This window comes from Gordonia alkanivorans NBRC 16433, assembly GCF_000225505.1.
GTDB lineage: Bacteria > Actinomycetota > Actinomycetes > Mycobacteriales > Mycobacteriaceae > Gordonia > Gordonia alkanivorans.
In genome coordinates this window covers 38,357-62,753 of record NZ_BACI01000092.1, presented here as the reverse complement: position 1 = coordinate 62,753, position 24,397 = coordinate 38,357, and the positions used below count along the sequence as shown (strand labels likewise).

General features: G+C 67.8%; 23 protein-coding genes and 1 pseudogene. 19 read left to right on the top strand and 5 right to left on the bottom strand.

Annotation, left to right across the window (positions count from 1 at the left end):
- Positions 1 to 5: 5 nt before the first annotated feature.
- From GOALK_RS16105 to GOALK_RS16095, 3 genes are read left to right on the top strand one after another with little or no spacing between them, the layout of a single operon-like run.
- Entirely contained in the window at positions 6 to 1,031 is a 1,026-nt protein-coding gene (locus GOALK_RS16105; protein ID WP_006359897.1) for an extracellular solute-binding protein, read from the top strand.
- A gap of 16 nt (positions 1,032 to 1,047) precedes the next feature.
- Positions 1,048 to 2,586: an ABC transporter permease gene (locus GOALK_RS16100; RefSeq protein ID WP_085948644.1), complete on the top strand. Its 1,539-nt coding sequence runs from the start codon at positions 1,048 to 1,050 to the stop codon at positions 2,584 to 2,586.
- Complete coding sequence (locus GOALK_RS16095; RefSeq protein ID WP_006359895.1) at positions 2,583 to 3,671, top strand: ABC transporter ATP-binding protein; 1,089 nt, start codon at positions 2,583 to 2,585, stop codon at positions 3,669 to 3,671. The genes GOALK_RS16100 and GOALK_RS16095 overlap by 4 nt, the downstream gene beginning before the upstream one ends.
- A gap of 21 nt (positions 3,672 to 3,692) precedes the next feature.
- Here the strand turns inward: GOALK_RS16095 and GOALK_RS16090 are convergent, their stop codons facing one another.
- A complete protein-coding gene (locus GOALK_RS16090) occupies positions 3,693 to 5,921 on the bottom strand; it encodes an acyltransferase family protein (protein ID WP_006359894.1) in 2,229 nt (742 codons plus the stop codon).
- Between the two features lie 156 nt (positions 5,922 to 6,077).
- On the opposite strand from GOALK_RS16090, the gene GOALK_RS16085 reads away from it, so the two are divergent.
- The 3 genes from GOALK_RS16085 to GOALK_RS16075 all read left to right on the top strand — a co-directional run bounded on the left by GOALK_RS16085 (position 6,078) and on the right by GOALK_RS16075 (position 9,247).
- Positions 6,078 to 6,641 carry a dihydrofolate reductase family protein gene (locus GOALK_RS16085; RefSeq protein WP_006359893.1) on the top strand — a complete coding sequence of 188 codons (564 nt, stop codon included), beginning with the start codon at positions 6,078 to 6,080 and terminating at the stop codon, positions 6,639 to 6,641.
- A 158-nt stretch (positions 6,642 to 6,799) separates the two neighbouring features.
- Complete coding sequence (locus GOALK_RS16080) at positions 6,800 to 8,158, top strand: styrene monooxygenase/indole monooxygenase family protein (RefSeq protein ID WP_006359892.1); 1,359 nt, start codon at positions 6,800 to 6,802, stop codon at positions 8,156 to 8,158.
- A gap of 156 nt (positions 8,159 to 8,314) precedes the next feature.
- Entirely contained in the window at positions 8,315 to 9,247 is a 933-nt protein-coding gene (locus GOALK_RS16075; RefSeq protein WP_035752931.1) for an oxidoreductase, read from the top strand.
- 79 nt (positions 9,248 to 9,326) lie between these two features.
- Here GOALK_RS16075 and GOALK_RS16070 read toward each other — a convergent pair whose 3' ends face one another.
- Together GOALK_RS16070 and GOALK_RS16065 are read right to left on the bottom strand one after the other, a co-directional pair.
- Positions 9,327 to 10,412: an NAD(P)H-dependent amine dehydrogenase family protein gene (locus tag GOALK_RS16070; protein ID WP_006359890.1), complete on the bottom strand. Its 1,086-nt coding sequence runs from the start codon at positions 10,410 to 10,412 to the stop codon at positions 9,327 to 9,329.
- A 30-nt stretch (positions 10,413 to 10,442) separates the two neighbouring features.
- The gene (locus GOALK_RS16065; RefSeq protein WP_035752929.1) at positions 10,443 to 11,507 is read right to left on the bottom strand and encodes a Rieske 2Fe-2S domain-containing protein; all 1,065 of its coding nucleotides are present in this window, start codon (positions 11,505 to 11,507) and stop codon (positions 10,443 to 10,445) included.
- 211 nt (positions 11,508 to 11,718) lie between these two features.
- Here GOALK_RS16065 and GOALK_RS16060 point away from each other — a divergent pair, with 211 nt between their 5' ends.
- The 6 genes from GOALK_RS16060 to GOALK_RS16035 all read left to right on the top strand — a co-directional run bounded on the left by GOALK_RS16060 (position 11,719) and on the right by GOALK_RS16035 (position 17,581).
- Entirely contained in the window at positions 11,719 to 12,747 is a 1,029-nt protein-coding gene (locus GOALK_RS16060) for an alpha/beta fold hydrolase (protein WP_006359888.1), read from the top strand.
- A gap of 64 nt (positions 12,748 to 12,811) precedes the next feature.
- Complete coding sequence (locus GOALK_RS16055) at positions 12,812 to 13,468, top strand: TetR/AcrR family transcriptional regulator (protein ID WP_006359887.1); 657 nt, start codon at positions 12,812 to 12,814, stop codon at positions 13,466 to 13,468.
- A 350-nt stretch (positions 13,469 to 13,818) separates the two neighbouring features.
- Positions 13,819 to 14,463 carry a hydroxyethylthiazole kinase gene (locus GOALK_RS16050; protein ID WP_040004270.1) on the top strand — a complete coding sequence of 215 codons (645 nt, stop codon included), beginning with the start codon at positions 13,819 to 13,821 and terminating at the stop codon, positions 14,461 to 14,463.
- Between the two features lie 64 nt (positions 14,464 to 14,527).
- Entirely contained in the window at positions 14,528 to 15,904 is a 1,377-nt protein-coding gene (locus GOALK_RS16045; RefSeq protein ID WP_006359885.1) for an LLM class flavin-dependent oxidoreductase, read from the top strand.
- On the top strand, positions 15,901 to 16,782 hold the full coding sequence (locus GOALK_RS16040; protein WP_006359884.1) for a sulfurtransferase: 882 nt from the start codon (positions 15,901 to 15,903) through the stop codon (positions 16,780 to 16,782). Before GOALK_RS16045 ends, GOALK_RS16040 begins: the two co-directional genes overlap by 4 nt.
- Positions 16,783 to 16,915: 133 nt before the next feature.
- On the top strand, positions 16,916 to 17,581 hold the full coding sequence (locus tag GOALK_RS16035; protein WP_006359883.1) for a GntR family transcriptional regulator: 666 nt from the start codon (positions 16,916 to 16,918) through the stop codon (positions 17,579 to 17,581).
- A gap of 7 nt (positions 17,582 to 17,588) precedes the next feature.
- Here the strand turns inward: GOALK_RS16035 and GOALK_RS16030 are convergent, their stop codons facing one another.
- Positions 17,589 to 18,302, bottom strand: coding sequence for a cutinase family protein (locus GOALK_RS16030; RefSeq protein ID WP_040004265.1), 714 nt, complete (start codon positions 18,300 to 18,302; stop codon positions 17,589 to 17,591).
- A gap of 161 nt (positions 18,303 to 18,463) precedes the next feature.
- On the opposite strand from GOALK_RS16030, the gene GOALK_RS16025 reads away from it, so the two are divergent.
- The 5 genes and pseudogenes from GOALK_RS16025 to GOALK_RS16005 all read left to right on the top strand — a co-directional run bounded on the left by GOALK_RS16025 (position 18,464) and on the right by GOALK_RS16005 (position 22,816).
- Positions 18,464 to 18,847: an SRPBCC family protein gene (locus tag GOALK_RS16025; protein WP_196222059.1), complete on the top strand. Its 384-nt coding sequence runs from the start codon at positions 18,464 to 18,466 to the stop codon at positions 18,845 to 18,847.
- Positions 18,848 to 19,007: 160 nt separating this feature from the next.
- Positions 19,008 to 20,258: pseudogene (locus GOALK_RS16020) on the top strand (hypothetical protein).
- Positions 20,255 to 20,608 carry a hypothetical protein gene (locus GOALK_RS16015; protein ID WP_006359878.1) on the top strand — a complete coding sequence of 118 codons (354 nt, stop codon included), beginning with the start codon at positions 20,255 to 20,257 and terminating at the stop codon, positions 20,606 to 20,608. Before GOALK_RS16020 ends, GOALK_RS16015 begins: the two are co-directional and overlap by 4 nt.
- Positions 20,609 to 20,665: 57 nt before the next feature.
- A complete protein-coding gene (locus GOALK_RS16010; RefSeq protein ID WP_006359877.1) occupies positions 20,666 to 21,178 on the top strand; it encodes an alpha/beta hydrolase in 513 nt (170 codons plus the stop codon).
- A 153-nt stretch (positions 21,179 to 21,331) separates the two neighbouring features.
- Entirely contained in the window at positions 21,332 to 22,816 is a 1,485-nt protein-coding gene (locus GOALK_RS16005) for a DHA2 family efflux MFS transporter permease subunit (RefSeq protein ID WP_006359876.1), read from the top strand.
- A 40-nt stretch (positions 22,817 to 22,856) separates the two neighbouring features.
- Here the strand turns inward: GOALK_RS16005 and GOALK_RS16000 are convergent, their stop codons facing one another.
- Complete coding sequence (locus GOALK_RS16000; protein WP_006359875.1) at positions 22,857 to 23,276, bottom strand: DoxX family protein; 420 nt, start codon at positions 23,274 to 23,276, stop codon at positions 22,857 to 22,859.
- 285 nt (positions 23,277 to 23,561) lie between these two features.
- Between GOALK_RS16000 and GOALK_RS24055 the strand changes: the two genes are divergently transcribed.
- Together GOALK_RS24055 and GOALK_RS15995 are read left to right on the top strand one after the other, a co-directional pair.
- A complete protein-coding gene (locus GOALK_RS24055; protein ID WP_006359874.1) occupies positions 23,562 to 23,705 on the top strand; it encodes a hypothetical protein in 144 nt (47 codons plus the stop codon).
- 68 nt (positions 23,706 to 23,773) lie between these two features.
- Positions 23,774 to 24,379 (top strand): VOC family protein, encoded by a 606-nt coding sequence (locus tag GOALK_RS15995; protein WP_006359873.1) that lies wholly within the window; start codon positions 23,774 to 23,776, stop codon positions 24,377 to 24,379.
- Positions 24,380 to 24,397 lie beyond the last annotated feature (18 nt).

The window sequence follows — 24,397 nt, the reverse complement described above, 5'->3', positions numbered from 1 at the left end:
AGCGCATGAGGACCACCGGCCTGATCCGACGAGCGATCGCGACGGCCGGGGCCGCGCTCATCGCCACGAGCGTCCTCGCGGCCTGCTCGGGGGGAGACTCGGCGGGAGACGACGAGACTCTCGTTCTGTACTCGGGCCGCTCGGAATCGCTGGTCGGACCCCTCGTCGAGCGCATCAACGGAACCATTCCGGTGACGGCGGCCTACGACAAGAAGGCTGCGCAGATCCTCGAGGAGGGCGAACGCTCACCCGCGGACCTCTTCTTCGCTCAGGACGCCGGTGAGCTGGGCGCACTGGCCGACGCCTCGCTGCTCGAACCGCTACCAGCGGATATCGCCGAGAGTGTCCCCGAGGCCTACCGCTCGGAAACCGGTGCCTGGGTGTCGACATCGGCGCGCTCGCGAGTCCTGATCTACGACCCGCGACAGCTGCCCCAGAACGAACTGCCCACCGGTATCGACGGCCTGCTCGCACCCGAGTTCCGTGGCAAGGTCGGATACGCGCCCACCAATGCGTCTTTCAAGTCCTTCGTGACCGCGCTGAGGTTGACCCGGGGCGAGGACGGGGCCCGGGAATGGCTCACCGCGTTCCTGGCGAACGACCCCCAGGCGTTCGAAGGAAACGGGCAGATCGTGGAGTCGGTCAACAACGGGCAGCTCGCCGCAGGTCTGACCAACCACTACTACTGGGTCCAGGAAGTACAGGAGAAGGGCATCGAGAACGTCCCCGGCCGGTTGCACTTCTTCTCGGACGGAGATCCGGGTGCGCTGGTCAACGTGGGTGCCATCGGTGTCCTGAAGACCGCCGGGGACAAGGAAGCGGCCTTCGACTTCGTCCGGCAGTTCCTCACACCCGAAACCCAGACCTACTTCGCCACCGAGGTCGGGGAGTATCCGGTGATCGGCAACGAACCGCTCCCGGTCGACGGGCTGCCGACGCTGAACCAGCTGTCGCCGCCGAAGATCACGCTCGACCAACTCGCCGATGTGGCCGGTACCGACAAACTGCTCAACGAGGTCGGCGCTGTCTGATCGTCTGAAACGCGCGGTGTTTCGTCGTCCCGGCCGGACCATCCGGTCGGGACGACTGCTGTTGGGATTCGTCAGCGTCATCATCGCCCTGTTGCTCGTCACTCCGGTGGTGTACCTGGTCGTCCGGGTGATGGAGATCGGGGCGGACGACGCCCTCGCCTACCTCTTCCGGCCGAGAACCGGCCAATTGCTCTGGCGGACAGCGCAACTCGCCGTCCTGGTGACGTCCGCCTCGATCGTGATCGGTGTGGGCGCGGCGTGGTGCGTGACCCGCGGCGTCCGTCGTGGACGCGCGGTCGTGGTCGCCCTGCTCACCGCACCACTCGCGATTCCGTCGTATGTCTCCGGCTTCGTGTGGACACGGTTGTTCCCCGGATTCGAAGGTCTGTGGGCCGCGGTGCTCGTGCTGACCCTGGCCTGTTACCCGCTGGTCATGCTGCCGGCGATGGCAGCTCTCGCGGGGACCGGGGGGAGAGAGGAAGAGGCCGCTCGCACTCTTGGATGCAGCGCGCCGACCGCGTTCCTGCGGGTGACCCTGCCGAGAATTCGTACTGCGGTCCTCGCCGGCGGACTGCTTGTCGCGCTGTACTCGATCAGCGACTTCGGCGGCCCCGCGATCGTGAGGTTCGAGCCGTTCACGGTCGGTATCTACAACGCCTACAACGGGACTCTGGACCGATCGGTCGCCGCGTTGTACGGGCTCGTGCTCGCCACGATCGCCGTCGTCCTCGCGCTGGCCGAACGACGCGTACGTCGTGATGTCGATTCCGGTGCCACCCCGCCCCGGAGTCGCGACGCCCGTGACCGGCCCGTCGCCTGGACCCTCGTGACGCTGACCGTTTCGGTCGGCGTCTGCGTCCCGATCATCGGCCTGCTGACCGAGATCCGTGAATCCCGCAGACTCGGCTTCGACGACTTCGGTGAGCTGCTCGTGTGGGTCGCCCCGTACACCCGCACCACGCTGGAACTGTCGGCACAGGCGGCCGTCGTGATCGCGATCCTGGCACTTCCGCTGGCGTTCTTCATATCCCGTCCGCGTACTCGCACCGGGGACTCCGTGGAGCTCGTGTCCTACCTCGGTTACACACTGCCGGGTGTGACGGTCGCGCTGTCGATGGTGTTCCTGGGGACGAGGGTCCTGCCGTCCTACTACCTCACCGCGGGAATGCTGATCGCGACGTACGTGGTCTTGTTCCTGCCGGTGTGCCTCGGTCCCGTCCGATCCGGTGTCGACGCCATCCCGCTGCACGTGGCCGATGTGTCGCGAACCCTGGGCGCCGGACCGCTGGCCACTGCCGTCCGCGTGCAGTTGCCGCTGCTGATGCCGGCGGTGCTGGCCGGGTCCGCGCTGGCGTTCCTGTCGGTGGCCAAGGAACTCCCGGCCACCCTCATGCTGGCACCGATCGGCACCCGGACGCTGGCCACCGACATGTGGAGTCTCAGCAACGACCTGAACCACGGGCGGGCGGCTGTCCTCGGCCTTGTCCTGATCATCGTCGCGTCGATACCGACCGCGGCTCTGTCCACGCTGTTCGGAAAGGGCGTTGACCGATGAATGACGCTGTGCGGGTCGAGAACATCTCGGTCGTCCTCGGTGATGCGACCATCCTCGACGGGGTCTCCCTGCGGGTGCCCGCCGGGTCGATCACCGCGGTCATCGGACCCTCCGGGTGCGGGAAGACGACGCTGCTGCGCACGATCGCGGGCCTGGAACCGCTTCGGTCCGGACGAATCGAGATCGGCGGCATCGAGGTCGCGTCGGTACGCGGTGACGGAGGTCGTGACGTCGACATCCCCACCGAGCGCCGGAGTTTCGGGCTGGTCCCGCAGGAGGGCGCCCTGTTCGGCAATCTGAGTGTCGCCGGGAACGTGAGGTTCGGTCTGGGCCCGTGGTGGCGTCGGACCCCCGGACGCGCGGCGCGCACCACCGAGTTGCTGGAAGTCGTGGGGCTCAGCGAGTTTCGCGGTCGCCACCCCAGCGCATTGTCCGGCGGTCAGCGGCAACGGGTGGCGCTGGCCCGGGCGTTGGCCCCGCGGCCCGCGGTGATCGGCCTCGACGAGCCGTTCTCCGCACTCGACGCCCAGTTGCGCACCCGCCTGCGCGACCATGTGCGTGACACGATCCTGGCCGAGGGCTCGAGTGGTCTGCTCGTGACGCACGACCGTGAGGAGGCCATGGCGATGGCCGACGAGATCGTCGTGTTGATGGCCGGACAGGTGCGTCAGGTCGGGTCGCCCGAAGAGGTGTATCTGGCGCCGGCGGACGCCGAGGTCGCGCGGATGTTCGGCGAGGTCTCGGAGCTTCCCGGCGACGCGGACGGGGATGTCGTCCGGTGTTCGGCCGGACTGTTGCGATTGCGGAGGCCGGCTCGGGGTCCGGGGACGGTCATGCTCCGTCCCGGCGACCTCGACGTCGCGACGTCCCCGGACGGGTCGGAGCTCGGTCGTGCGACAGTTCTCTCGGTCAGGCCGTGCGGGGAGCACATCGAGGTCAGGGTGTCGCTGACGGCTGCCGATCCGGCCCGACACGACGACGGCGTCGAACTGTTCGTGCGGGCGGAACCGGAGTGGGCCGGTTCGCCGGGGGATCAGATCGCGTTCCGGCAGCGCCGTCCGGCGCACTTCTGCCCGGCCTGCTGACACCGACCCTCGTCCCGGGTCTCACCACCAGCCGGTGGCCTTCTGCAGGTCCGCCTCGATTGCCGGGATGAGGCTGCGCACGAACGTGGCAGACAGATGGTGGTAGTCGTGCCACATCAGGATGTTGCCGACCACCGCCGGGCAGTAGGTGTCGTCGCACATGGCGTCGGTGTAGTCCAGGAAGGTCATGTTCGGGAACTCGTCGGCGAGCGCGGCGGCCGGGTCGGTGGGCGCCATGGCCTGTGCGCGCGAGACCCCGCACACCTCGGGCTTGCGGCCGCTGGCGAGGCACTCCGGCGGCTTCAGCTTGCCGGTCGACCACGGGTTGTCGCGGATGCCGATCACCTTCTGCCCGCGGTCGCGGAACCGGGCGAAGATCTCCTTGTAGTCCTTGGGCACGTTGTCGCCCTTCTCGGACCCCTGCGGAGGACGCGTGGATGTGGTGAACACGTAGTCCGGCTTGTCCACGGCCAGGCGTTCCATCACACGATTCGACCAGTCGTTGCACTGGTAGTACTTCTGCCCGAACCAGGTGAAGACATGCTCGGTGGTGAGCGCGCAGCCCACCTTCAGATAGGTCGTCACGCGGAAGTTGTGCCGCTTGCCGATGTCGTTCAGCGCGGTGATCCACTGCTCGGCATGCGAGCCGCCGACCAGGGCGATGGTGCGGGTGGCGTCGACGTCGCCGTAGTACCCGACCTTGATCGACGGGTCCTTCCAGCCGCTGATGATCGAGTCGTAGGAGGTGATCGGCCAGTCCATGCCGACGACGTCGGGACTCGGCTGGGCGGTCACCTTCGGGACCGGCGCACCGTTGAGGAAGGCCCGTCCGCCGGGGTAGAGGCGGGGGTCGAGGTTCTCGGTGTCGAGGGTCGCGTTGGCGGCGTCGCGCTGCCAGGTCACCGCGGCGCTGCCGGCGGCCACGCTGATGACCAGCAGGATCGCGAGAAGGGCGCCGCGGTAGCCTCGCGAGTTCTGGAAGCCGGGCTTGTCCGTCTGCGTGGGCTTGATCGTCGTGTCCGGCGCGGCGTCGCCGTCGGTCGTTCTTGCGACGGTCTTCTTACGCCTGAGCGATCCAGACCGTAGCGGGGCCTCCACGTACTTGGTGGTGAGCCACGCGATCAGGACCGAGACGCCCAGGATTCCGGTGCCCTCGAGCCAGGACACCTCGTCCTGATAGCGCCACGCCATGTAGAAGATCAGCAGCGGCCAGTGCCACAGGTAGAGCGCGTAGGCGATGGAACCGAGCCACACGAGTTGCGGATGGGCGAGACCGCGACTCACCCGGGCCTGTCCCTCGGCCGGTCGGGCGGTGGCCGGGGAGCCCGCCCAGATCAGGATGAGCGTCGCGCCGACGGGCACGAGCGCCCACGCCGCGGGGTACTCCTGGACACCGGCGATCCACCAGCCGCAGGTGATGATCAGGCCGAGGGCGACGAGGCTCAGCAGGTTGCGCAGGCGCGCGGACAGCGCGAGCTTCGGCATCCACACCGCGAGCAGGCCACCGGCGAGCGGCTCCCACAGTCGGGCGACGGTGTCGTAGTAGGTGAACGGCTGGTTGATGCCGTGGCGGTAGTTCGCCCAGGCGAAGGAGACGAGCGCGACGCCGAGGAGCGCGAACCCCACGATGCCGCGCACGACCCGCGGGCGTCGGAAGAACTCGACCTTGAGTGACAGCGCGCGCAGCAAGCCACCGAGAGCGAGCGCGCACAGCAGCGTCAGCACGAAGAACTGGCCCTGCATCGACATCGACCACAGGTGCTGCATCGGGCTGTTCGCGGAGTCGGCGGCCGCATAGTCCTGCGACTCGAACGCGAGATGCCAGTTCTGGTAGTACAGCGCGCTGGCCTGCAGCTCGGCACCGAGCGGACCCCACCGGGTCGTCGGCATCACGAGGGCGATCAGCGCGGCGGTGAACGCCAGCACCAGGAGCAGCGCGGGGAGCAGTCGTCGGACCAGGCGCCAGAACCGCGGCCACGGGTTGATCGCCCGGCCCCACGACGCGGAGGCGGGCTGGGTGGCGAGCACGTGCTTGAGTAGCGAGGCGACGAAGAAGTAGCCCGAGAGCGTCAGGAAGACGTCGACGCCACCGGAGACCCGGCCGAACCAGACGTGGAAGACGGCGACGAGCGCGATCGCGATACCGCGCAGGCCGTCGAGGTCGAGCCGATAGCCCGAGGTGTTACCGGTCGCGGCGTCCTCGTTGGGCGTCGCGACGACCGGGGTCACTTCGGGAACGGGCGTGCGCACAGAGGGCGATGGTACTTGTCCAGGACGGGGCCACGCCGCCGCCGCGGCGGGTGTCGGCGGACCCACAGGAGGTTCGAAGGTTCGCTTTGTCGGGCCTACCTCGGAAAACAGCCGTAGCCTCGGACAATCCCCTCGAAACCGACTGTGAGGAGTTGCATGCTGATCTACACGATGGGTGTCTCGGTGGACGGTTTCATCCACGATCGCGACGACGACTTCGACTGGCCGGGACACAGCGACGAACTCTTCGCGTTCCACACCGACCGCGTCGGCAGCCTCGGTGGCACGATCCTGGGCCGCCGGTTGTACGAGACGATGCGGGTCTGGGAGACCGACCCGGCCATGCGCGACACCGAAGCAGGAGCCGTCTTCGCCGACATCTGGACCGCGCTGCCCAAGGTCGTCTTCAGTCGCACCCTCGACGCGGTCGAGGGCAACGCCAGGCTCGCCCGCGCGGCTGTCGCCGACGAGGTCGCGGAGGTCGTCGCCGCGACGGACAGGGACGTCGAGATCGGGGGTGCGGACCTCGCGTCGCAGGCCTTCGAACTCGGGCTGGTCGACGAGCTGCGAATCTTCCGGTATCCGGTCGTCGTCGGTGGCGGCGCCCCGTTCCTGCCACCGGTCACCGATCGCGTCGACCTCGATCTGGTGGAGACCCGACTGTTCGGTGTCGTCGCATACGAGCGCTACCGGGTGCACCGCCTTCCGGTGGCCGAGTAGCGCCGACCGAGCGTAGCGAGGCCGCCGCGTATCGAGGTCCGCCCGGCGACCACCCATTTGTTCGTGCTGCGTCTAAACCTTCAGCGACGACGATCGCCCCGGCACCCTGTCTCCCAGTCATCACACGCAGTGCATGCAACCGATCTCAGGAGACACACATGACCACACGACGATCCGTCGCGATCATCGGGGCCGGACTCGCCGGGACCACTGCCGGTCTCGGATTTCTCGACGCCGGCTTCGACGTCACGATCTACAGCGACCGCGACCGTGACTCGCTGCGCAACAAGGTGCCGCCGACCGGCGTCGGCGTGCTCTTCGGCAAGTCCCAGGATTGGGATGCCGAGATCATCGAGGATCTCTACGAGGTCGGCAAGACCACCGGCATGAGCGTCCGCCTGTACGGCGGCGCGGGGGAGGATCGCGCCCCCGTTCTCGAATACGACCCCGACTACGGTTACATCTCCGCTGCCGTCGACCTCCGCCTGCGTGCCGACGACCGCCTCGGCCGGTTCCTGGACCGCGGCGGACGATTCGAGGTCACCACCGTCGACCTCGACAACCTCGACGAGATCGCCGGGGCGGCCGACCTCACCCTCGTCGCCACCGGCAAGGGCGGACTGTCGACGCTGTTCCCGGTCGACGAGTCGCGCACCAAGTACCGCGAGCCGCAGCGTCGACTGCTGCAGGTCACGTTGACGGGCGTCGACCACGGACCGGACGTGTTCGCCTACCGCTCGCAGGCGGGCGGAGGTCACTCGCTGTACAACCTCGACAGCGAGAACGGTGAGCTGTTCGTCGGTCCGTTCCTGCACAAGGACGAGGGTGCGACCTGGTCGTTCATCGTCTTCGCGAAGCCTTGGGGCGCCTGGGCGGCGCGCATCGACGACGTCCACGACGCGGTGGGTGCCCGTCGTACCATCGCCGGCATCTTCGCAGAGTTCTTCCCGGAGGACGCGCCGGTCATCGAGCAGCTCGAGGTCATCGAGTCCGACCCGGTGTCGTGGCTCAAGGGTGCGGTCACCCCGACCGTGCGTCGGGCCGTCGCGACCACCAGCGGCGGTCACGCGGTCGCGGCCATCGGCGACACCGCGATCTCGTTCGACCCGGTCGCCGGTCAGGGTGCACAGAACGCGCTCATCCAGGTCGCCGAGCTGGTCAAGGCCGCGCGCGCCCACGACGGTGAGTTCACCGCGGACTGGCTGGCCGAGGAGTTCGAGAAGCATTGGGAGCGTCGTGGTCACGCGGCCACCGAGGTCACCCGCCTGTTCCTCGGCGACCCCGACTTCGCGACCCACCTGGAGCTGTCGTTTCCGGCTGCCGCCGTCGATCCGAACGTCGCGCAGGCACTGCTCGGCCTGCTGTCCGACCCGAATCCGCTCCTCGGTCTGCGGACCCGTGAGGATGTCGAGAACTTCATCACAGCTGTGGCGGGAGAGCCGTACGACCAGGTCCTCGCCAGGTTCGCGCCGGCCGGTCAGTTCAGCGGCGCCGCCCCAGCGCCCGTGACGGTCTGACCCTTTCGTCGCACGACCACCGGGTGCACCGCACCCCGACTGCGTTCTCCAGAACGCGGCCGGGGTGCGGTCGCGTGTGACACCCGAACCGGAACTGTCACATGAGATGTGATACGAACAACAGCGTCCGTTGTGCCGGAATCAGAGGGGGAGCGCGTGAAGACGGGTTGGACATTGGCCGACGCGCCTCCACAGACCGGGCGGGTCGCCGTGGTCACCGGAGCCAACGGGGGCATCGGCCGTGAAGCCGCCCGCGGGCTCGCCACTCTGGGCGCCACCGTGGTGCTGGCGTGCCGCAACGCCGAGACCGCCGCCGCCGCACGCGACGACATCGTCGCCGAGGTACCCGGCGCGGAGGTGGAGATCCTCGACCTCGATCTCGCCAGTCTCGACTCCGTCCGCGCAGCCGCCGAGGAGATCCGGCGATGCCATCCCCGCATCGACGTGCTGGTGAACAACGCCGGCGTCATGCGCGCTCAGCGCGACCTGACTCCCGACGGTTTCGAGATGGACTTCGGTACCAACTATCTCGGTCATTACGCGCTCACCGGGTTGCTGATGGACCGGTTGCTCGCCGCCGACGCCGCGCGGATCGTCACCGTCGGCAGTCACGCCCACCGCGCGGGCAACATCGATTTCTCAGACCTGCCCATGGACCGCACGTTCACCAGTGCCGGGGCGTACTCACGAGCCAAGCTCGCTCAGATGCTGTTCTCGCTGGAGCTCGATCGCCGGCTGAAAGCGGCTGGGGCCACGGCGATCTCGCTCGCCGCCCACCCCGGTGGCACGCGGACCGGGGTGATGCGCGAGCAGAACAAATTCCTGCAGTGGGCGTATCACGCGCCGTCGCTGCGGTGGCTCACCGATCGGTTCATCATGGATCCGCCCGAAGGGGCCCTGCCGATCCTTCGGGCAGCCACCGATCCGAAGGTCTCGGGCGGCCAGTATTACGGTCCGACAGGGAGTTTCGGCCTCGCCGGCCCGCCGATGCTCGTCGAGCCGTCGCCGAAGGCCAAGGATCGCGCGGTCGCCGAACGGCTGTGGGATATCGGCGCCGAGCTCACCGGCATCAGTATCGATCTCGGCTGAAGGGGATTCCCGAAGAGGCTTCTCGAGGGAGGGAACCCGAGGGTGGATTCACCCAGGTCGATACCGACACCGCGCCGGCTCAGCGCTTGAAGCGGCCGGCGAAGCTTCGTAGCGGGAGATCGGCACTGGTCACGATCCCGGGCGGGGCCGCGACCACCGATCGGATCGAGTTGAGTGCGGGCAGGCCCGTGACGGTCATGCCGATCGACGCGAAGTTCTCCGGGTTGGAGAGGTCGAATCCCTTGCGCGGGAAGATCATGTGCTTGGAGTAGATGTTGGGGTCGCCGGTCACCTGGGTGATGTAGCAGGCCTGAATGTTCCACGACGGGTCGGTGTGCGGTGTCATCTGCCATTCCAGATGCGATTCGACGCGCGGCACACCGTCGACCATTCCCTGGTACTTGATGTAACTACCGCCCAGCGACCCGGCGGGGAGCTGGTACCAACCGAGGTCGACGTCCTTGGTGCACGCACCCAGTTCGTAGGAGAACGCCACCTCGTCGAGTTCGAGATCGAAGGCGTCGGCCATGAGGTACACCGAGTCGGCGAAGACGGCGGTGTACTTGTAGAGCGAGTCCGGGATGGACGGGTCGTCGACCGGCAGGCCGTAGCCGACGGCCTTCCAGGTGTCGACCGAGTGGTGGCAGGAGACGTCCACCGACTCGGTGACCGTGACGTTCTCGATCTCGGCGACGTCGGCGGTGTGCACGATGCCGAGGATCTGTGCCAGACCGGGATTCATGCCGGTTCCGTAGAAGGTGGCACCGCCCTTCGTGCAGGCATCGGCGATGATCTCGCTGACCTTGCGGCCGGAGTGGTGCGGATGGTTGGTGTCCCGGTGGAAACCGGTGATCCAGTCGGCGGTGGTCACGATGTTGATCCCGGCTTCGAGGACCTGGACGTAGAGGTCCTCGTCGGGGAACACGCCGTGGAAGGTGAGCACGTCGGGTCGTGCGGCGATGATCTCCTCGACGGTGCCGGTCGCGATCACACCGACCGGTCCGATGCCGACGATCTCGCCGGCATCACGGCCGACCTTGTCCGGTGAATAGCAGTGCAGACCAACCAGTTCCAGGTCCGGATGATTGCGGATGCGGTCGATCATCTCGGTGCCGAGGTTGCCGGTGGCCACCTGGAAGACCCGGATCGGTTCGGGTGTGGTCATCGTTTGGTCCTTTCGGGACGGGCGTGGAGGTCAGGATTGCGCTGCCGCGCGAAGTGCGTCGAGCTCTGAGCGACGGATACGGACGAACTCGTCGGCTGACGCGCCGCCGTCGGGATAGAACTGTCGGGCCCATTGCCGCAGCGCGGTGAATCCGGCGTACTCCTTGCGGGACAGGGCGGGTGGATCGGAGTAGCGCTGGTGCGCCCAGATGTCGATGTCGGCGGCGAACTGTTCGATGACCAGGTCGGCCATGGTCTTTCCGTATCGGGTGATGTCGCCGGTCTCCTCGCCGGGCTTGCGGCCGATCCAGACGGTGAAGCGCACGTCCGAGGTGTGCTCGTCGACCGGTGTCACCGCGGGCATCGTCCGGTTGTCGACCATGCCCCAGCTCCGGGTGACCGAGCAGCCGAGGCCGGCGTTGATGGATTCGACACCGCTGGTGGCGTTTTCGAGGGTGGCGCCCTCGTCGAAGGCGATGGTGAAGTCGACGTAGGACACCGGACCGGAGAAGTCGTGCCGGGTAAAGTCCGGCATGAACGGTGTCTTGTGGACGAACTTGAAATGTGCGAAGTCGACGCCGTTCTCCATGATGTACTGCGGATGGATCTCCAGGCCCGGTCGGAAGAGCGTCGCGGCGGGCACCGGCGGGTAGTAGTCGTCGGCGGTGGCCTGCCCGTTGTCGCTGCCGAAGTCGGCGAAGATGTCCGGGACGTCGAAATGCGGTGACCGCCCGTCGACGTCGTGCCAGATCCAGACGGCTTCGTTGCGTTCGACCACGGGGTAGCTGCGGATGCGCCGACCCTTGTTGGGGTGGTTCTCGTAGGGGATGCAGACGTTGCGTCCCTCCTGGTTCCACTCCCAGCCGTGGAAGGGGCAGACCAGGTTCTCGCCCTCCACGTGACCTCCGTGGCCGAGGTGGGCGCCGAGATGTTCGCAGTAGGCGTCGAATACGGAGATCCGGCCGGACCGGGATCTCCAAGCGACCATGTCGCGACCGAAGTACTTCATCGTGTGCACGGTCCCGACGGCGATCTCGGTCGACCATGCGACCTGAAACCATCCGGTGGGTGTCATCGACAGCGGCGTTCGCGCCATGCGGTCACGGTAGGACGCGCCGGGCATGAATACAAGAGGGTTCTGTGAAAAGGTTCAAACCCGCGTTCAAATGGAGGTTTGAGGGGTGCCTCGACCGGTTACTCGGGTGTCCAACAATTTCCCTTCGAAACTGTTGGAACATTGAACGCCGGTTTGTATCATTGGACCGGTGCTGTGACGTGGCTTACAGCAATGACGCCGGGAGGCCGAGATGAACGCAGGTGGAGGGATCGGCGCTGCACGATTGGCGCTGACCGGACTGGTACGACCGGCTGAGGCCCGTCGCCGGCTGCGTAATCAGCAGTTCGAGAACGCGCTGTACAACTCGCGTGCGCCCGAACGCGCCTCCTGGGCCCTCACCGACGACGGTGCCCGGCTTCGGGTCCACCACTACGGTCCGGCCGATGCTCCGGTCCTGGTCCTGATCCACGGCTGGTCGTGCTGCATCGAGTACTGGAACCCGCAGATCAACGCCCTCGCCGAGCGTTACCACGTCATCGCCTATGACCAGCGGGGCCACGGGGAGAGCACGTGGGGCGGCCGCACGTTCGACGCCGACGTGCTGGCCGACGACCTCCAGTCGGTGGTCGACCAGTCCGTGCCGGTCGGGTCGAAGGCCGTGTTCGTCGGCCACAGCATGGGCGGCATCACCGTGCAGTCCTGGGCGTACCGTCACCGCGACCGGGTCGAGGAACACGCCTCCGCGCTGGTTCTCGCGAACACGACGTGGGGCGGGATCGTGGACGAGACGCGCGTCCTGCCGCTGCTCAACAACCTGTGGAAGGCGCCGGCATGGCTCCCGCAGGCAGCCCTCTCGGTGCCGTTCCCGCTGCCCGGCGGCCGGTTCGCCCGCAGCCTTGTCCGGACCCGCATCCTCAACGGCCGGTCCGCGACCGTCGACCACGCCGCCTTCGTCCTCGCGATGACACGCTCCTGCGACCCGGCCGCCCGCGCGAAGGCCGCGGTCGGGCTCACCCGGCTGGCTCTCGGACCCGTGGGTGCCGAGGCGATCACGGTGCCCACCACGGTCATCGGTGGACGCCATGACCTGTTGCTGCCGCACGCGATGACCCAGCGCATCGCCCACACGCTCTCGATCCGGGGCTACCTCGACCAGCTCGTCGTGCTCGACACCGGTCACGCCTCCAACGTCGAGGCGGCAGACGACTTCACCGCGGAGATCCATCGGGTCATGTACTCGGCATCGACACCTCCCCGGTTGGAGGGTGCCGCGAGCTGAGCGGCCGGGTCTCCGCGGAGCGGCAGGGTCGAGGGTGGGTTCGCAACGGATACCATCAGCGTCCATGCCACCCGTCGAAGCCGGTCGGCCGTCGGTTACTCCGGCGGCTGCCGCCCGCCGCGTGAACCGTCGCGGCCAGGCCACCCGCGACGCGATGCTCGACGCCGCGATCAGTTCGCTGGCCTCGGGTGACCCCGCGTCGGTGTCGGGCAACCGCATCGCCAAGGACATCGGCGCCACCTGGGGTGTGATCAAGTATCAGTTCGACGACATCGACGGCCTCTGGGCGGCGGTGCTGCACCGGACCGCCGAACAGCGTGGCGACCTACCTGTCAGTGTGAAACCCGAAGCGCCACTGGGCGAACGGGTGGAGGCGATCATCGAGCTCATGTACGAGGGACTGACCGCGCCGGAATCCCGCGCGATCGAGACCCTGCGGGCCGCCTTGCCGCGCGATCCCGACGAACTCCGGCGACTGTTCCCCAAGACCGCCGCAGAGTTCGCCTCGTGGGGGCCGTCCTGGACCGAATCCTGTCAGCGCGCCTTCGCCGACCTCGACGTCGACCCGGAACGTGTCCGGGAGGTCGCGGCGTTCCTGCCCGGCGCCATGCGAGGTCTGGTGTCGGAGAAGCAACTGGGCAGTTTTCAGGATCAGGTGCTGGCCCGCCGCGGTCTCGCGCGGGCGATCGTCGCACTCCTCGCCCCTGCCCGGTTCGGCTAGCCTCGCCAGGCGTCCGAGGTCCGCGAGACGACGGTCTCGACGGTGAGGATCACGACGCACAGCATGGCGACCGTGCCCGGGATGAAGACCAGCAGGAGGACGGCGAACACCGACAGGAGCACTCCGGGTCGTCGGGTGTGAGGTCACGCATGGCATCCATCGTCGCCCAGGTCGGGGCGGATCGGAGTGAGGCCGCGTGGCTCGTTTCAACCCGGCGTGAATTTAAGTACGACCTCGCTGGCGAACTCCGCATCCAACTGTATACAACTAAATGCAGTTGTCGCCGTGCGATCACCTGGCGTCGTGAAGCGGACATCCCAGACTGGATCAACCAAGGAGTGAAGGTGGAGATGGAGACGACGACCATCGAGTCGTCCGAGGTGAAGACAGCCATCGCACGCCTTCGGGAGAAGGCGCCGTTCGTCTACGGCCTCACCAACTACGTCGCGGCGAACCTCAGTGCCAACGTGCTCCTCGCGCTGGGTGCCGGCCCCGCCATCGGGTCAGCGCCCGGGTGGGCCGCTGCGTTCCCCGCCGGTGCCGGCGCCGTCTGGATCAACGGTGCGGCCCTGATGTCGTCGGTGACACCCGACGAGCTCGACGAGGCGGCCGCGACGGCGCACAAGGCCGGTACTCCATGGGTGCTCGATCCGGTGGCGATCGGTGCCGGTGCGAGCGAGTACGACGCGATCCTCGCGTCGCTCGCCCGGCGTCTCGACGCGGTCATCGCGGTGTCCGGTGAGGTCGACTATCTCTGCGACCCGGCGGGTCGCGCGACCGCCGTCCCCGGTGGCGACGCGAAGATGCCGCAGGTCACCGGGACCGGATGCAGTCTGGGTGCACTCAGTGCGGCATTCTGCGCGGTCGTCGATCCGTTCACTGCCGCGGCCGCCGCACATGTGGCGTTCGCAACCGCCGGCGAGCGGGCCGGTGAGCGTGCGACCGGCACCGCGTCCTTCGCCATCGCCTTCGTCGACGAACTCTCCCTCCTCTGACGCCGACCGCCTCCGACGTCTGCCGAACCGCCCATCGCCGATCACTCGCAAAGGAGCGAATGAGATGCCCAGCAGGAAGATTCATCTGGCCGCGTTCATGAACGCCGGCCCGCAGGGGACGGTCGGTTGGCGGCACCCGGACGCCGGTGACGGTTTCCTCACCGCCGAGCACTACCAGCACATCGCGCGGGTTCTCGAGGCGGCGCGCTTCGACATGGCGTTCGTGCCCGATGCGCTCGCCGTACCGCGCAGCCTGGGCGGCTCCTTCGCTCCGGCCGTCAGATTCGGTTCGGGCACACCGCGTCTGGACCCGATGACGGTTATCACGCTGATGAGTTCGGTGACCACGAAACTCGGGGTGGCCGCGACGATGTCGACCGGCTACCAGGAGCCCTACAACCTCGCTCGCAGCATGGGCACCCTCGATCACCTGAGTGGCGGTCGCGCCGGGTGGAATGTCGTGACCAGCTTCCAGGATGCGGAGGCGCAGAACTTCAACCAGGACAAGCTTCCCGACCGTGAGGAGCGCTACGCGCGAGCAGAGGAGTTCCTCGAGGTCACCACCCGATTGTGGGACTCCTGGTCCGACGACGCGTTGATCCGAGACAAGGCGTCGGGCCGCTTCGGTCATCCCGATCAGGTGGAGGCCATCGATCACAAGGGTCGGTTCTTCCGGGTTCAGGGACCGCTCGGCGTCCCGCGCCCGCCGCAGGGCTATCCGGTCATCGTCCAGGCCGGCGCGTCGCCGACGGGCCGTGACTTCGCCTCTCGCTGGGCCGATGTCGTGTTCTGCAGTCACGAGTCGCTCGACAGTGCGGTCGCCTTCTACCAGGACATGAAGCAGCGCGCGGCAGCCCACGGTCGAGATCCCGAGCAGCTCAAGATCCTGCCCGCCGCGACCACCGTCGTCGGCACCGACTACCGCGATGCGAAGGCCAAGCACGAGGCGTTCTTCGATCTCGTCGACCACGAGGCGGGCCTGTCGCGGCTGGCCTATCACGTCAACGTCGACCTCACGAAGTACGACCTCGACGGTCCGCTGCCTTCGCTCGAAGTGGTTGGTGTGGAAGGCCATTACCGCGAGGTCGTGGAGTTCGCCGAGCGGGAGAACCTGTCCGTCCGCGAGATCGGGCGCTGGTACGGCGCCCGCACCGAGGGCAACATGATCGGCTCGGCCACCGACATCGTCGACACGATGGAACAGTGGCTCGACGCCGGTGCGGCCGACGGTTTCATGATCCAGGCGACGCACGTCCCGGCAGCCTTCGAGGACTTCGCCACCCTCGTGGTGCCGGAACTACAGCGGCGCGGGCTGTTTCGCACCGAGTACGAGGGTGACACCCTGCGCGAGAATCTCGGTCTCGCGCGCCCCGAACGCGGTGAATGGCGCAACCGCGCCAGGAGCGTCGCCGACGCCGCAACTGGTGGGGCAGGTGCGTGACCGGTACCGAGAGCGCCCTCGTCTCCGCCGGATGGCTTCATCGCCGGCTGGATTCGACGATCGTCCTCGACGCGAGTGTCGAACGCTCGGTCGACGACAACGGGCAGACCGTGTTCGCCCCCGGTGGTGAGGTGTTCCGCACCGCCCACATCCCGGGAGCGCGGTTCGCCGACCTCTTCGCGGTCTTCTCCGATCCTGCGGCGGCGGTCCCCTTCACGCGGCCGACTGTGGCGCAGATGGCCTCGGCTGCACAGCAACTGGGCATCACGCCGTCGGACGAGATCGTGGTCTACGACCAGCTCAGCGGTGCGTATGCGGCGCGGGTGTGGCTGGTGCTGAGGTCCTTCGGCTTCGACCGGGCCAGGGTGCTCGACGGCGGGTTCGCCCAGTGGGTGGATCAGGGGTACCCGGTGGCCGATGGCGATGCATCGGGTGAGACCACCGAACCGCGCATCGAGGTCCACCTACGCGATCTCACCGGCCGGGCATTCATCGACCTGGACGAGGTCCGGGCGGTGGCCGTCGCCGAACAATCGTCCACGACGCTCGTGTGTGCGCTCCGCACCCCCGACTACACCGGTGAGTCCGGCGGCGCACGTCCCGGCCACATCCCCGGCAGCGTGAGCGTGCCCTACCCCGACCTGCTGAACGACGACGGCACGTTCTCGACCGAGCGAACCCGAAAGGCACTGCAGGCATCCGGGATCGACGCCGGTTCCGAGGTGATCCTCTATTGCGGCGGCGGGATCAACGCGGCCGGAGCCGCCTTGGCGTTTGCCGAGGCCGGATACCCGCTACCTCGTGTCTACGACGGATCGATGAGTGAGTGGCGCGCTCATCCCGAACTCCCGCTGGTGACGGGTCCGCATCCACGATGAGCCCTGTCGCGCCCGGACACGGTCACCGGCTGGGGGGCCCACCGCAACACGTGCGGTGTCACGGCCGGTCTGTCTGCGAGGATCGAGGGGTTCGTCTGCCCGCCCCGCACGACCCCACGGAAGGTGACCGCCGATGAAGAGCGCCCGCGACGCGGTCTACGAAGCGCTGCACGAGCGGCTGACGCACGGCCACTACCCGGCCGAAGCGACACTGATCCCGCAGGCGTTGAGCGAGGAGTTCGGGGTGTCGCGGACCCCTGTTCGGGAGGCGTTGGGGCTGCTCGAACGCAAGGGACTGCTGGTCGCGGCGTCGCGGGGTTTTGTCCTGCGTATCCGCGGCGACGAGGAGATGCTCGAGATCTTCGAGGTGCGGGCCATTCTCGAGTCGAGTGCGGCCGCGGCGGCCGCCGAGCGTCACACGCCGGTCGACATCGCACGACTCAAGGAAGCGTTGGCGCTGAGTTCGAACTACACCGAACCCGCCGATATTCGGCAGGCGCTCAACGTCTTCCACGACAGTGTGCTCCGCGCCGCACACAACCAGACGATCTACGACATGGAACGAGACCTGCGCGACCAGATCAAGGTCAGTGCACCGTGGTTCACCCCGACCGGTCGCGAGAGCTTCGAGAGTTCGGTCAGCGAACACGAGCAGATCCTGTCGGCGATCATCGGCGGATCGGCTGAGAAGGCTCGGTTGCTGATGCTCGAACACCTGAATCACGACAGGGACGTGCGTATCTCGCAGCTGGTCTCCCGGACGATGGGCGTCGTCGCGGGGGAGAGCTCCGCTCCCTGAGCGGCAGTCAGGCGCGTCGGGCGATGAAGCGCGCGGCGTCGAGCGTCATGCCGTTGACCGAGTAGAGCGTGTGCAGGGCGTTCGGGCCGCCGACCGGCGAGCCGTCGCAGATGGTGTCACCGGCGACGCAGTAGCGCACCGTCTTGCCGCGGTAGGGGGTCGACACCCGCACCGGGGGCGCCCCGATGTCGGTGATGAAGCGATCCGACGGGGCTCCGAAAAAGACGATCGCCGCAACGTTGCGCGAGAGGGACGCCGGCAGCGGCGGCGGGACGAAACGGTCGTAGGCGGCGTACTGCGCCGGCAGGTCCAGGCCGGCGTGGACCGCATACCCCGCGACGACGGCGCCCTGGGAGTAGCCGCCGAGAACGACCTTGGTGCCCGGGCACTTGGCCGACAAATACTTCACGCGGTTCTGGGTGGTACGAACCCCGTCTGCGACGGTTCGGGCGAACTTCAGGCGGTTGCCGAACTGGTCACTCGCCGGGTACGGGACGCCGTAGGCGGCCACCGACTTGCCCGGCAGCTGGCTCCGAACGGCCTCGACGAACGACAGACCGGTCAGCCCCAGCGGTGGCGCGGGCTCGATGGTCCCGCGTGCGAACACGACCTCTACGTCGGGGCAGCCCGGCCTGGCCTCGGCCGCCGGGCTCCCGGCGATCACCGACCCGGCGACGGCCGCGATCAGGGAGGCGGCGACGATGCCCAGTCTGGTGATCATGCCTGTCGGCCGGGTCGTTCGTGGGTTCGCGTCGTGGTTCATTCTGATCCCGTCGGTGGTGGAGTCGCTCGTCGTCGCGGTTCGCATGGGGTGGCCCCCGTAGTCGTGACCATTCCAGGTTCCCCGTCATGTGTGCCACCAAACGCGGAATACTGTTCGCCATGCGGAGTCGTCATGTGAGCACGGTGATCGGTGCGTCCGCCGACCTGGTGTACGACTTCGTCTCCGATCCCGACAATCTCCCGAAGTGGGCGGCCGGACTCGCGAGTTCCGAGGTCGTCCGACGCGGCGACGACCTCCTGGCCGAGTCGCCGATGGGCACCGTGACGATCCGGTTCGTTCCGCGGAACACTCTCGGGGTCGTCGACCACGACGTGATCCTCCCGAACGGCGACACCGTGCACAATCCGCTTCGCGTGCTGCCCCATCCGGAGGGGGCCGAGGTGGTGTTCACTCTGCGGCAGCTGGCGATGTCCGACGCGGAGTTCGACCAGGACACCCGCATGGTGGAGGAAGACCTGGAGCGCCTCAGGGCGCTGTTCTGAGAGCTTCCTGCCAGAATCTTGGTCCGGCCGAACGTATTTCGGGGGATTCCTCCCGATTTACCGATGTCGAATTGCCGTCTGACTACATCAACGACTAGATTCCCTCCAGTTATACGAATGTGATTCGGCCGTGATGGTCGGGGGCCTGAACGGGAGCGTCGTGAACAAGGTCGTACGGGTGTCGGTCTGCGCGGCGGTGACAGTTGTCGTCGCGCTCGGTTCGCTGGTCGGCGGGGGTTCGGCAACCGCCGACTCCCTCTCGCGGTATCTGAACCTGCCGCTGGTCAATCGTGATGCGTCGCAGGGGCCGGGCGGTGTGCACCCGGCGCTGCCGACGGATGCCAGCACTCTGCAGCGGTTGGTCGACCAGGCCCGCGATCGCGGACTCGACCCGTCGTCGTATGAGGCGTTGCTGTTCCAGTACTGGCTTGTCGAGACCACGACTCGCGCCGGCATCGACCTCGCATCGTGGAACCCGCGCGACGGCGTCGGCGCCAATCATCAGAATCTGCTGAAGTCCTACCGCTACTACGAGGATCTGCAGCTCGCGCATCGCGAACTGCAGTGGGCCGGGATGGGCGGCCTGGTCGGCGGCGACTTCGGCGGTGGCCTGCTCGACTACAAGGACGCCACCGAGATCTTCGAGTTCAGCCGGCTGCAGCCCGTCGCACACGCGATCGTGGCCCGCGCCAACGAACTCGCGGGACCGCAAGCGGTCAACAGTCTGCCGGGCGGACTGCGCGCGCTGGCTCGCGTGGGCGCACAGATCACCGCCGACGATCTGCGCCAGGTCCAGGGCCAGATCCTGGTGATGCAGAAGAACATCTTCTCCGACCTGATGCCGATGCATCGCGCGTACGTCGTGGGCGGCCTGCCGGCGCTCCGGGAGATGAACGCCGCGGGCCTCTTCGACGACGAGATCATGCGCGCCTGGGAGGGCATCGCCTCCAAGGAACCCGCCGCGGTCGCGGCCGGCAATGCCCGACTGCTGCAGCGTGAACAGGGCGAGGTCATCGCGAAGCAGTGGGACGCCACCCGCAACTACAAGGGCGACGTCGGCGAGGCGATGACCTACGGCAGCACCGTGGCGGCCGCGCCGTCGGTTGCCGGTGTGGTCCCGCCGCGCGACATCCGTCTGCTGACGGTGCCGGGCCGTGCGCCCGACGGCCGTAAGGTGATCGTGAGTCTGCCACTGCCGGAATGGAACTGGTCGGTCTACGAGGACCGCTGGGTCTACATCTCCACCGAGCTTCTGCCGAAGTACCGCAAGCAGGTCGAGTACAACTGGCCGGCACTGAGCGCAGCCATGAGGGCTCCGTACTTCGAGTAGATGGAAACGCACCGACCCACCCGTAATCTGCTGCCGCTGATGCAGTCGGTCCTGACCTCGATCAAGGTGACCTACCAGTGATCTCATCCTTCTCGCGCATCTCCCGACGCGCCCCGCTCGTGGCCGTGCTGGTTCTGGTCCTGTCGGGTATCGGATTGGTCGCACCGGCCACCGCCGCACCCAACCGGACGCCGGGCCTCGACGAGGTGTTGAACGGCTTCGTCGTCGGCGCGCTGCGCGACGGTCGTCTCGCCAGCCCTCAGGAGGTCATCGATCCGCTCGTCTCCGGCGACCCCTTCTACGCCGAGCCGCGCCTGACCGGCCGCGAAAAGCCCAGCATGGTCCGGTTCCTCACCAACCTCTACGGCTGGGGCACCGACCTGTTCGGCATGCAGACCGTGGACTGGCTGGCCGAGAAGCTGGCGAAGTAGCCGACCAAGGCGGGTGAGTGCCGGTGAGAAACCGCCTCGCGGCAGGTCCTTACCCGTATGACCCCACAACGACTGCTGTTCATCCACGGCGCAGGTGGTTTCACCGACGACCGCCGGATCGCCGACGGTCTCGGGGACGCCCTCGGCCTGCCGGTCGACATGCCGGAGTTCTCCAGTGACGACATGTCCTTGCAGGCCTGGGCGGATCCGCTGCGCACCCGGTTGTCGACGTTGGGCGCCGACGACCTGCTGGTCGCGCACTCGTTCGGCGCGACGATCCTGCTCCATGTGCTGGCCGAGCCGGGGTACGCCGGACCGAGACGCGCCGTCCTCCTGGCGATGCCGAACTGGGGGCCGGACGGATGGGACGTCGACGAGTACGACTTCGACGGACAACCGCCGCGCGGCGTCGCGCTGTCCCTGCACCACTGCGTCGACGACGAGGAGGTCCCGATCGGGCACCTGGACCTCAACGCGGCACTGCTCCCGGACGTGCAGCTGCACCGCCACGAGACCGGCGGTCACCAGTTCGTCGGGCAGGTGGACGCCGTCGCTGCCAACGTGCGATGACTTGCCGCCACCGGTCGACCTCACGTCGACTGCCAGACCTCGATCGAAGTCTGCCCGTCGAGCTGACGTCTGCCCGCGCCGGCGGTGGTTGCGCGTACGCGTTCCGGCCCCGACCCTGGTTAGACAGCGACCCGAGGCGTCGGGAAGGCAAGCATGACCGCGAACCGTCCGGCGGATGCAGTCCCAGGCGGGATACCGGCTGCGTCGACGGCGGGCCGATGGCTGATCGTCGCGGCGGTCCTGGGGTCCGGCGTCGCATTCCTCGACGGCACGGTCGTGAACGTCGCACTGCCGGCCATCGCACGTGACCTCGACACCGGACTCCGGGGACAACAGTGGGTGCTCGACGGCTATCTGCTGACCCTGAGCTCACTCCTGCTGCTGGGCGGCGTCGCCGGCGACCGCTATGGCCGTCGGCTGATCTTCACCGGCGGCCTGGCGATGTTCGCGGTGGCGACGATCGGCTGCGGAATGGCCCCGACCGTCGAATGGCTGGTGGTCGCCCGGCTCGTCCAGGGTGTCGCCGCGGCGGCCGTCGTGCCCGGCAGCCTGGCACTGATCAACGCGGAGATCGCGCCCTCGGATCGTGGTGCGGCGGTGGGGTTGTGGGCCGGGATGTCCGGTGCGACCAGTGCACTGGGGCCGTTCGTCGGCGGCTGGCTCGTCGACGCGGCGTCGTGGCGCTGGGCGTTCTTCCTGAGTGTGCCTCTGGCGTTGGGTGCGCTGGTCATCGCGATCAGACATGTGCCGGAGTCGCGCGATCCGTCTGCGCCGAGGCGGCTCGACGTCGCGGGAGCCGTGACGATGACCCTCGGTCTCGCAGGCGTCATCTACGCGCTGATCGAGGGCCCGTCGCGCGGGTGGTCGACCGGAACGATCGTCGCGGGCCTTGCGGGTGTGGCGGTGCTTCTCGCGTTCGCGGTCATCGAGACGCACGTGCGGTCACCGTTGTTGCCGCTGAGACTGTTCCGCTCGTCGCAGTTCACCGGCGCGAACCTGACGACGCTGCTGGTGTACGCAGCGCTGGGCGGAGCGCTGTTCCTGCTCGCTCTGCAACTGCAGCAGAGTCTGGGCTACTCGGCCTTCGAAGCGGGCGCGGCGATGTTCCCGAGTACGTTCATCATGCTGTTCGGGTCTCCACTCGTGGGAAGGCTCGCCCAGACCACCGGGCCGCGGCTGCCGATGACCGTCGGCCCGCTCATCGCCGCCGGCGGCTTCGCGTTGATGGCGCGCGTGCAACCGGGCACGGACTACCTGGCCCAGGTGCTGCCGGGCGTCCTGCTGTTCGGGCTCGGCATGACGGTGACCGTCGCGCCGCTGACCGCGGCCGCGCTGGGAGCGGTCGACGACGCCCTCGCCGGCACCGCGTCGGGCGTGAACAATGCGGTGGCTCGCGTCGCCGGGCTGCTGGCCGTGGCGGTGTTGCCCGCGGTGGCCGGGATCGACGCCGGGCCCGGCGAGCCGCTCGGCGACGGATTCCGGACAGCGATGTACATCTGCGCGGCCTTCTGTGCCGTCGGCGGGCTCGTCGCCGCGCTGACGATCAGCTCCGGTGCGGGCTTCCGGCCGCAGGTCCGGTCCGGGGTGGACACCGCCTGCCAGGACGCCTGCACCCGTGAACGCGCAGCCAACTCATAGCTCGAAACCGCGGTGACCGCGGCTTCGAGCTACAAGACGGTTAGTCAGAACGCTTCCCGGTTCCAGCCGCGATCGCCCACAGCACCAGTACGGGTTGGAAGAACAGACGCGTCAGGCGCTTCTGGTCGGAGTCGAGACCGAAGGCGTCGATGTGCTCGACGTACTGATGGATGTTGCCGGGGAACACCGCGACGAAGAACGCCGCCACGATCCACGAGACGATCTTGCGGTGCCGCGGCAGGGCGATGAGCGCCGCACCCAGCGCGATCTCCACCCCACCCGACGCCAGCACCACGAAGTCCTTGCTGAAGGGAACCCAGTCGGGGACCTGCGCCTGGAACTCCTCGCGCTGCGCGGTCAGATGACCGATGCCGGCGATCGCCAGGATCGCTCCGAGCGCGATCCGGGCGATCGCGCGCCCCAACGGCTGGCGGGCGGTGGTGGGGGACAGGACCGACATGCAGGCTCCTCGAATGGTGACGTGTGCGTTGCGTTCCCGGTGGTTCGTGGCCGTTGCGGTCAAGGACTGGCCGGGAGGGCGATTTGTCTGACTCATCCTTGGGCGGCGACAGTCGAAATTTAGTCGCGGTACCTAGTAAATGTGTGATACATATGTGATCCCGGACACTGTCGTCCGGGATATTTGTCCGCACGGAGGTCAGCCCATGCCCCTCGACTCGATGTCGGTCCGCCGACACCCGTCCATCGTCCACTCGTTCGCCACGACGCGCCTCGGAGAACGGTCATGACGCTGAAGTCGGTGTGGGATGCGCTGAAGGCTTCCGCGGGAGTGGTCATCACGGCGGCGGCGTTCGCCGTCGCGCTGGCGGTACTGGTCGTCGCTCAGGTCGTCGTGCTCGCGACCCGCCTCGTCGACCTTCCCGGCTGAGCGGCCCGCCTGCTGATCGGTCAGGAATCGAGAAGCGGAGGCAGTTCGACGCCCCATAGCGTCGAAGCATGACGAACATCAACGCACTCACCCTCGAAGTTCCCGACCTCAGCGCGGCGGAGGTCTTCTACGACAAGGCTTTCGGACTCGGCGACCGACTTCGGTTCCGAGTAGCCGAATCACCCAGCCAAGGCTTCCGCGGCTTCGTGATCTCGCTCGTGGTTGCCGACCCGACGGTCGTCGACTCCTTCCTCGAACCCGCGGTCGACGCCGGCGCCACCGTGCTCAAACCCGCCAGAAGGTCCTTCTGGGGCTACGGCGGCGTGGTCCAGGCGCCCGACGGCACGATCTGGAAGGTCGCCGGCTCGTCGAAGAAGCCGACCGGTGCACCCGCGCGCAGGGCCGACGACCTGGTCCTACTCCTCGGCGTAGACGACGTTGCCGCCACCAAGCAGTTCTACGTCGAGCGTGGATTCACGGTCGGGAAGAGTTACGGCCGCAAGTATGTCGAGTTCGAGGGCGACCCGAACTCGGTGAAGCTCGCGCTGTACGGCCGCAAGGCCGCGGCGAAGGACGCCGGCGTCGACCCTGCGGGGGCCGGGTCGCATCGGCTGGTGATCGGCGGCGACGCCGGGCAGTTCAGCGACCCGGACGGATTCACCTGGGAGTGTTGAGCCCTCGGTGGCATCACC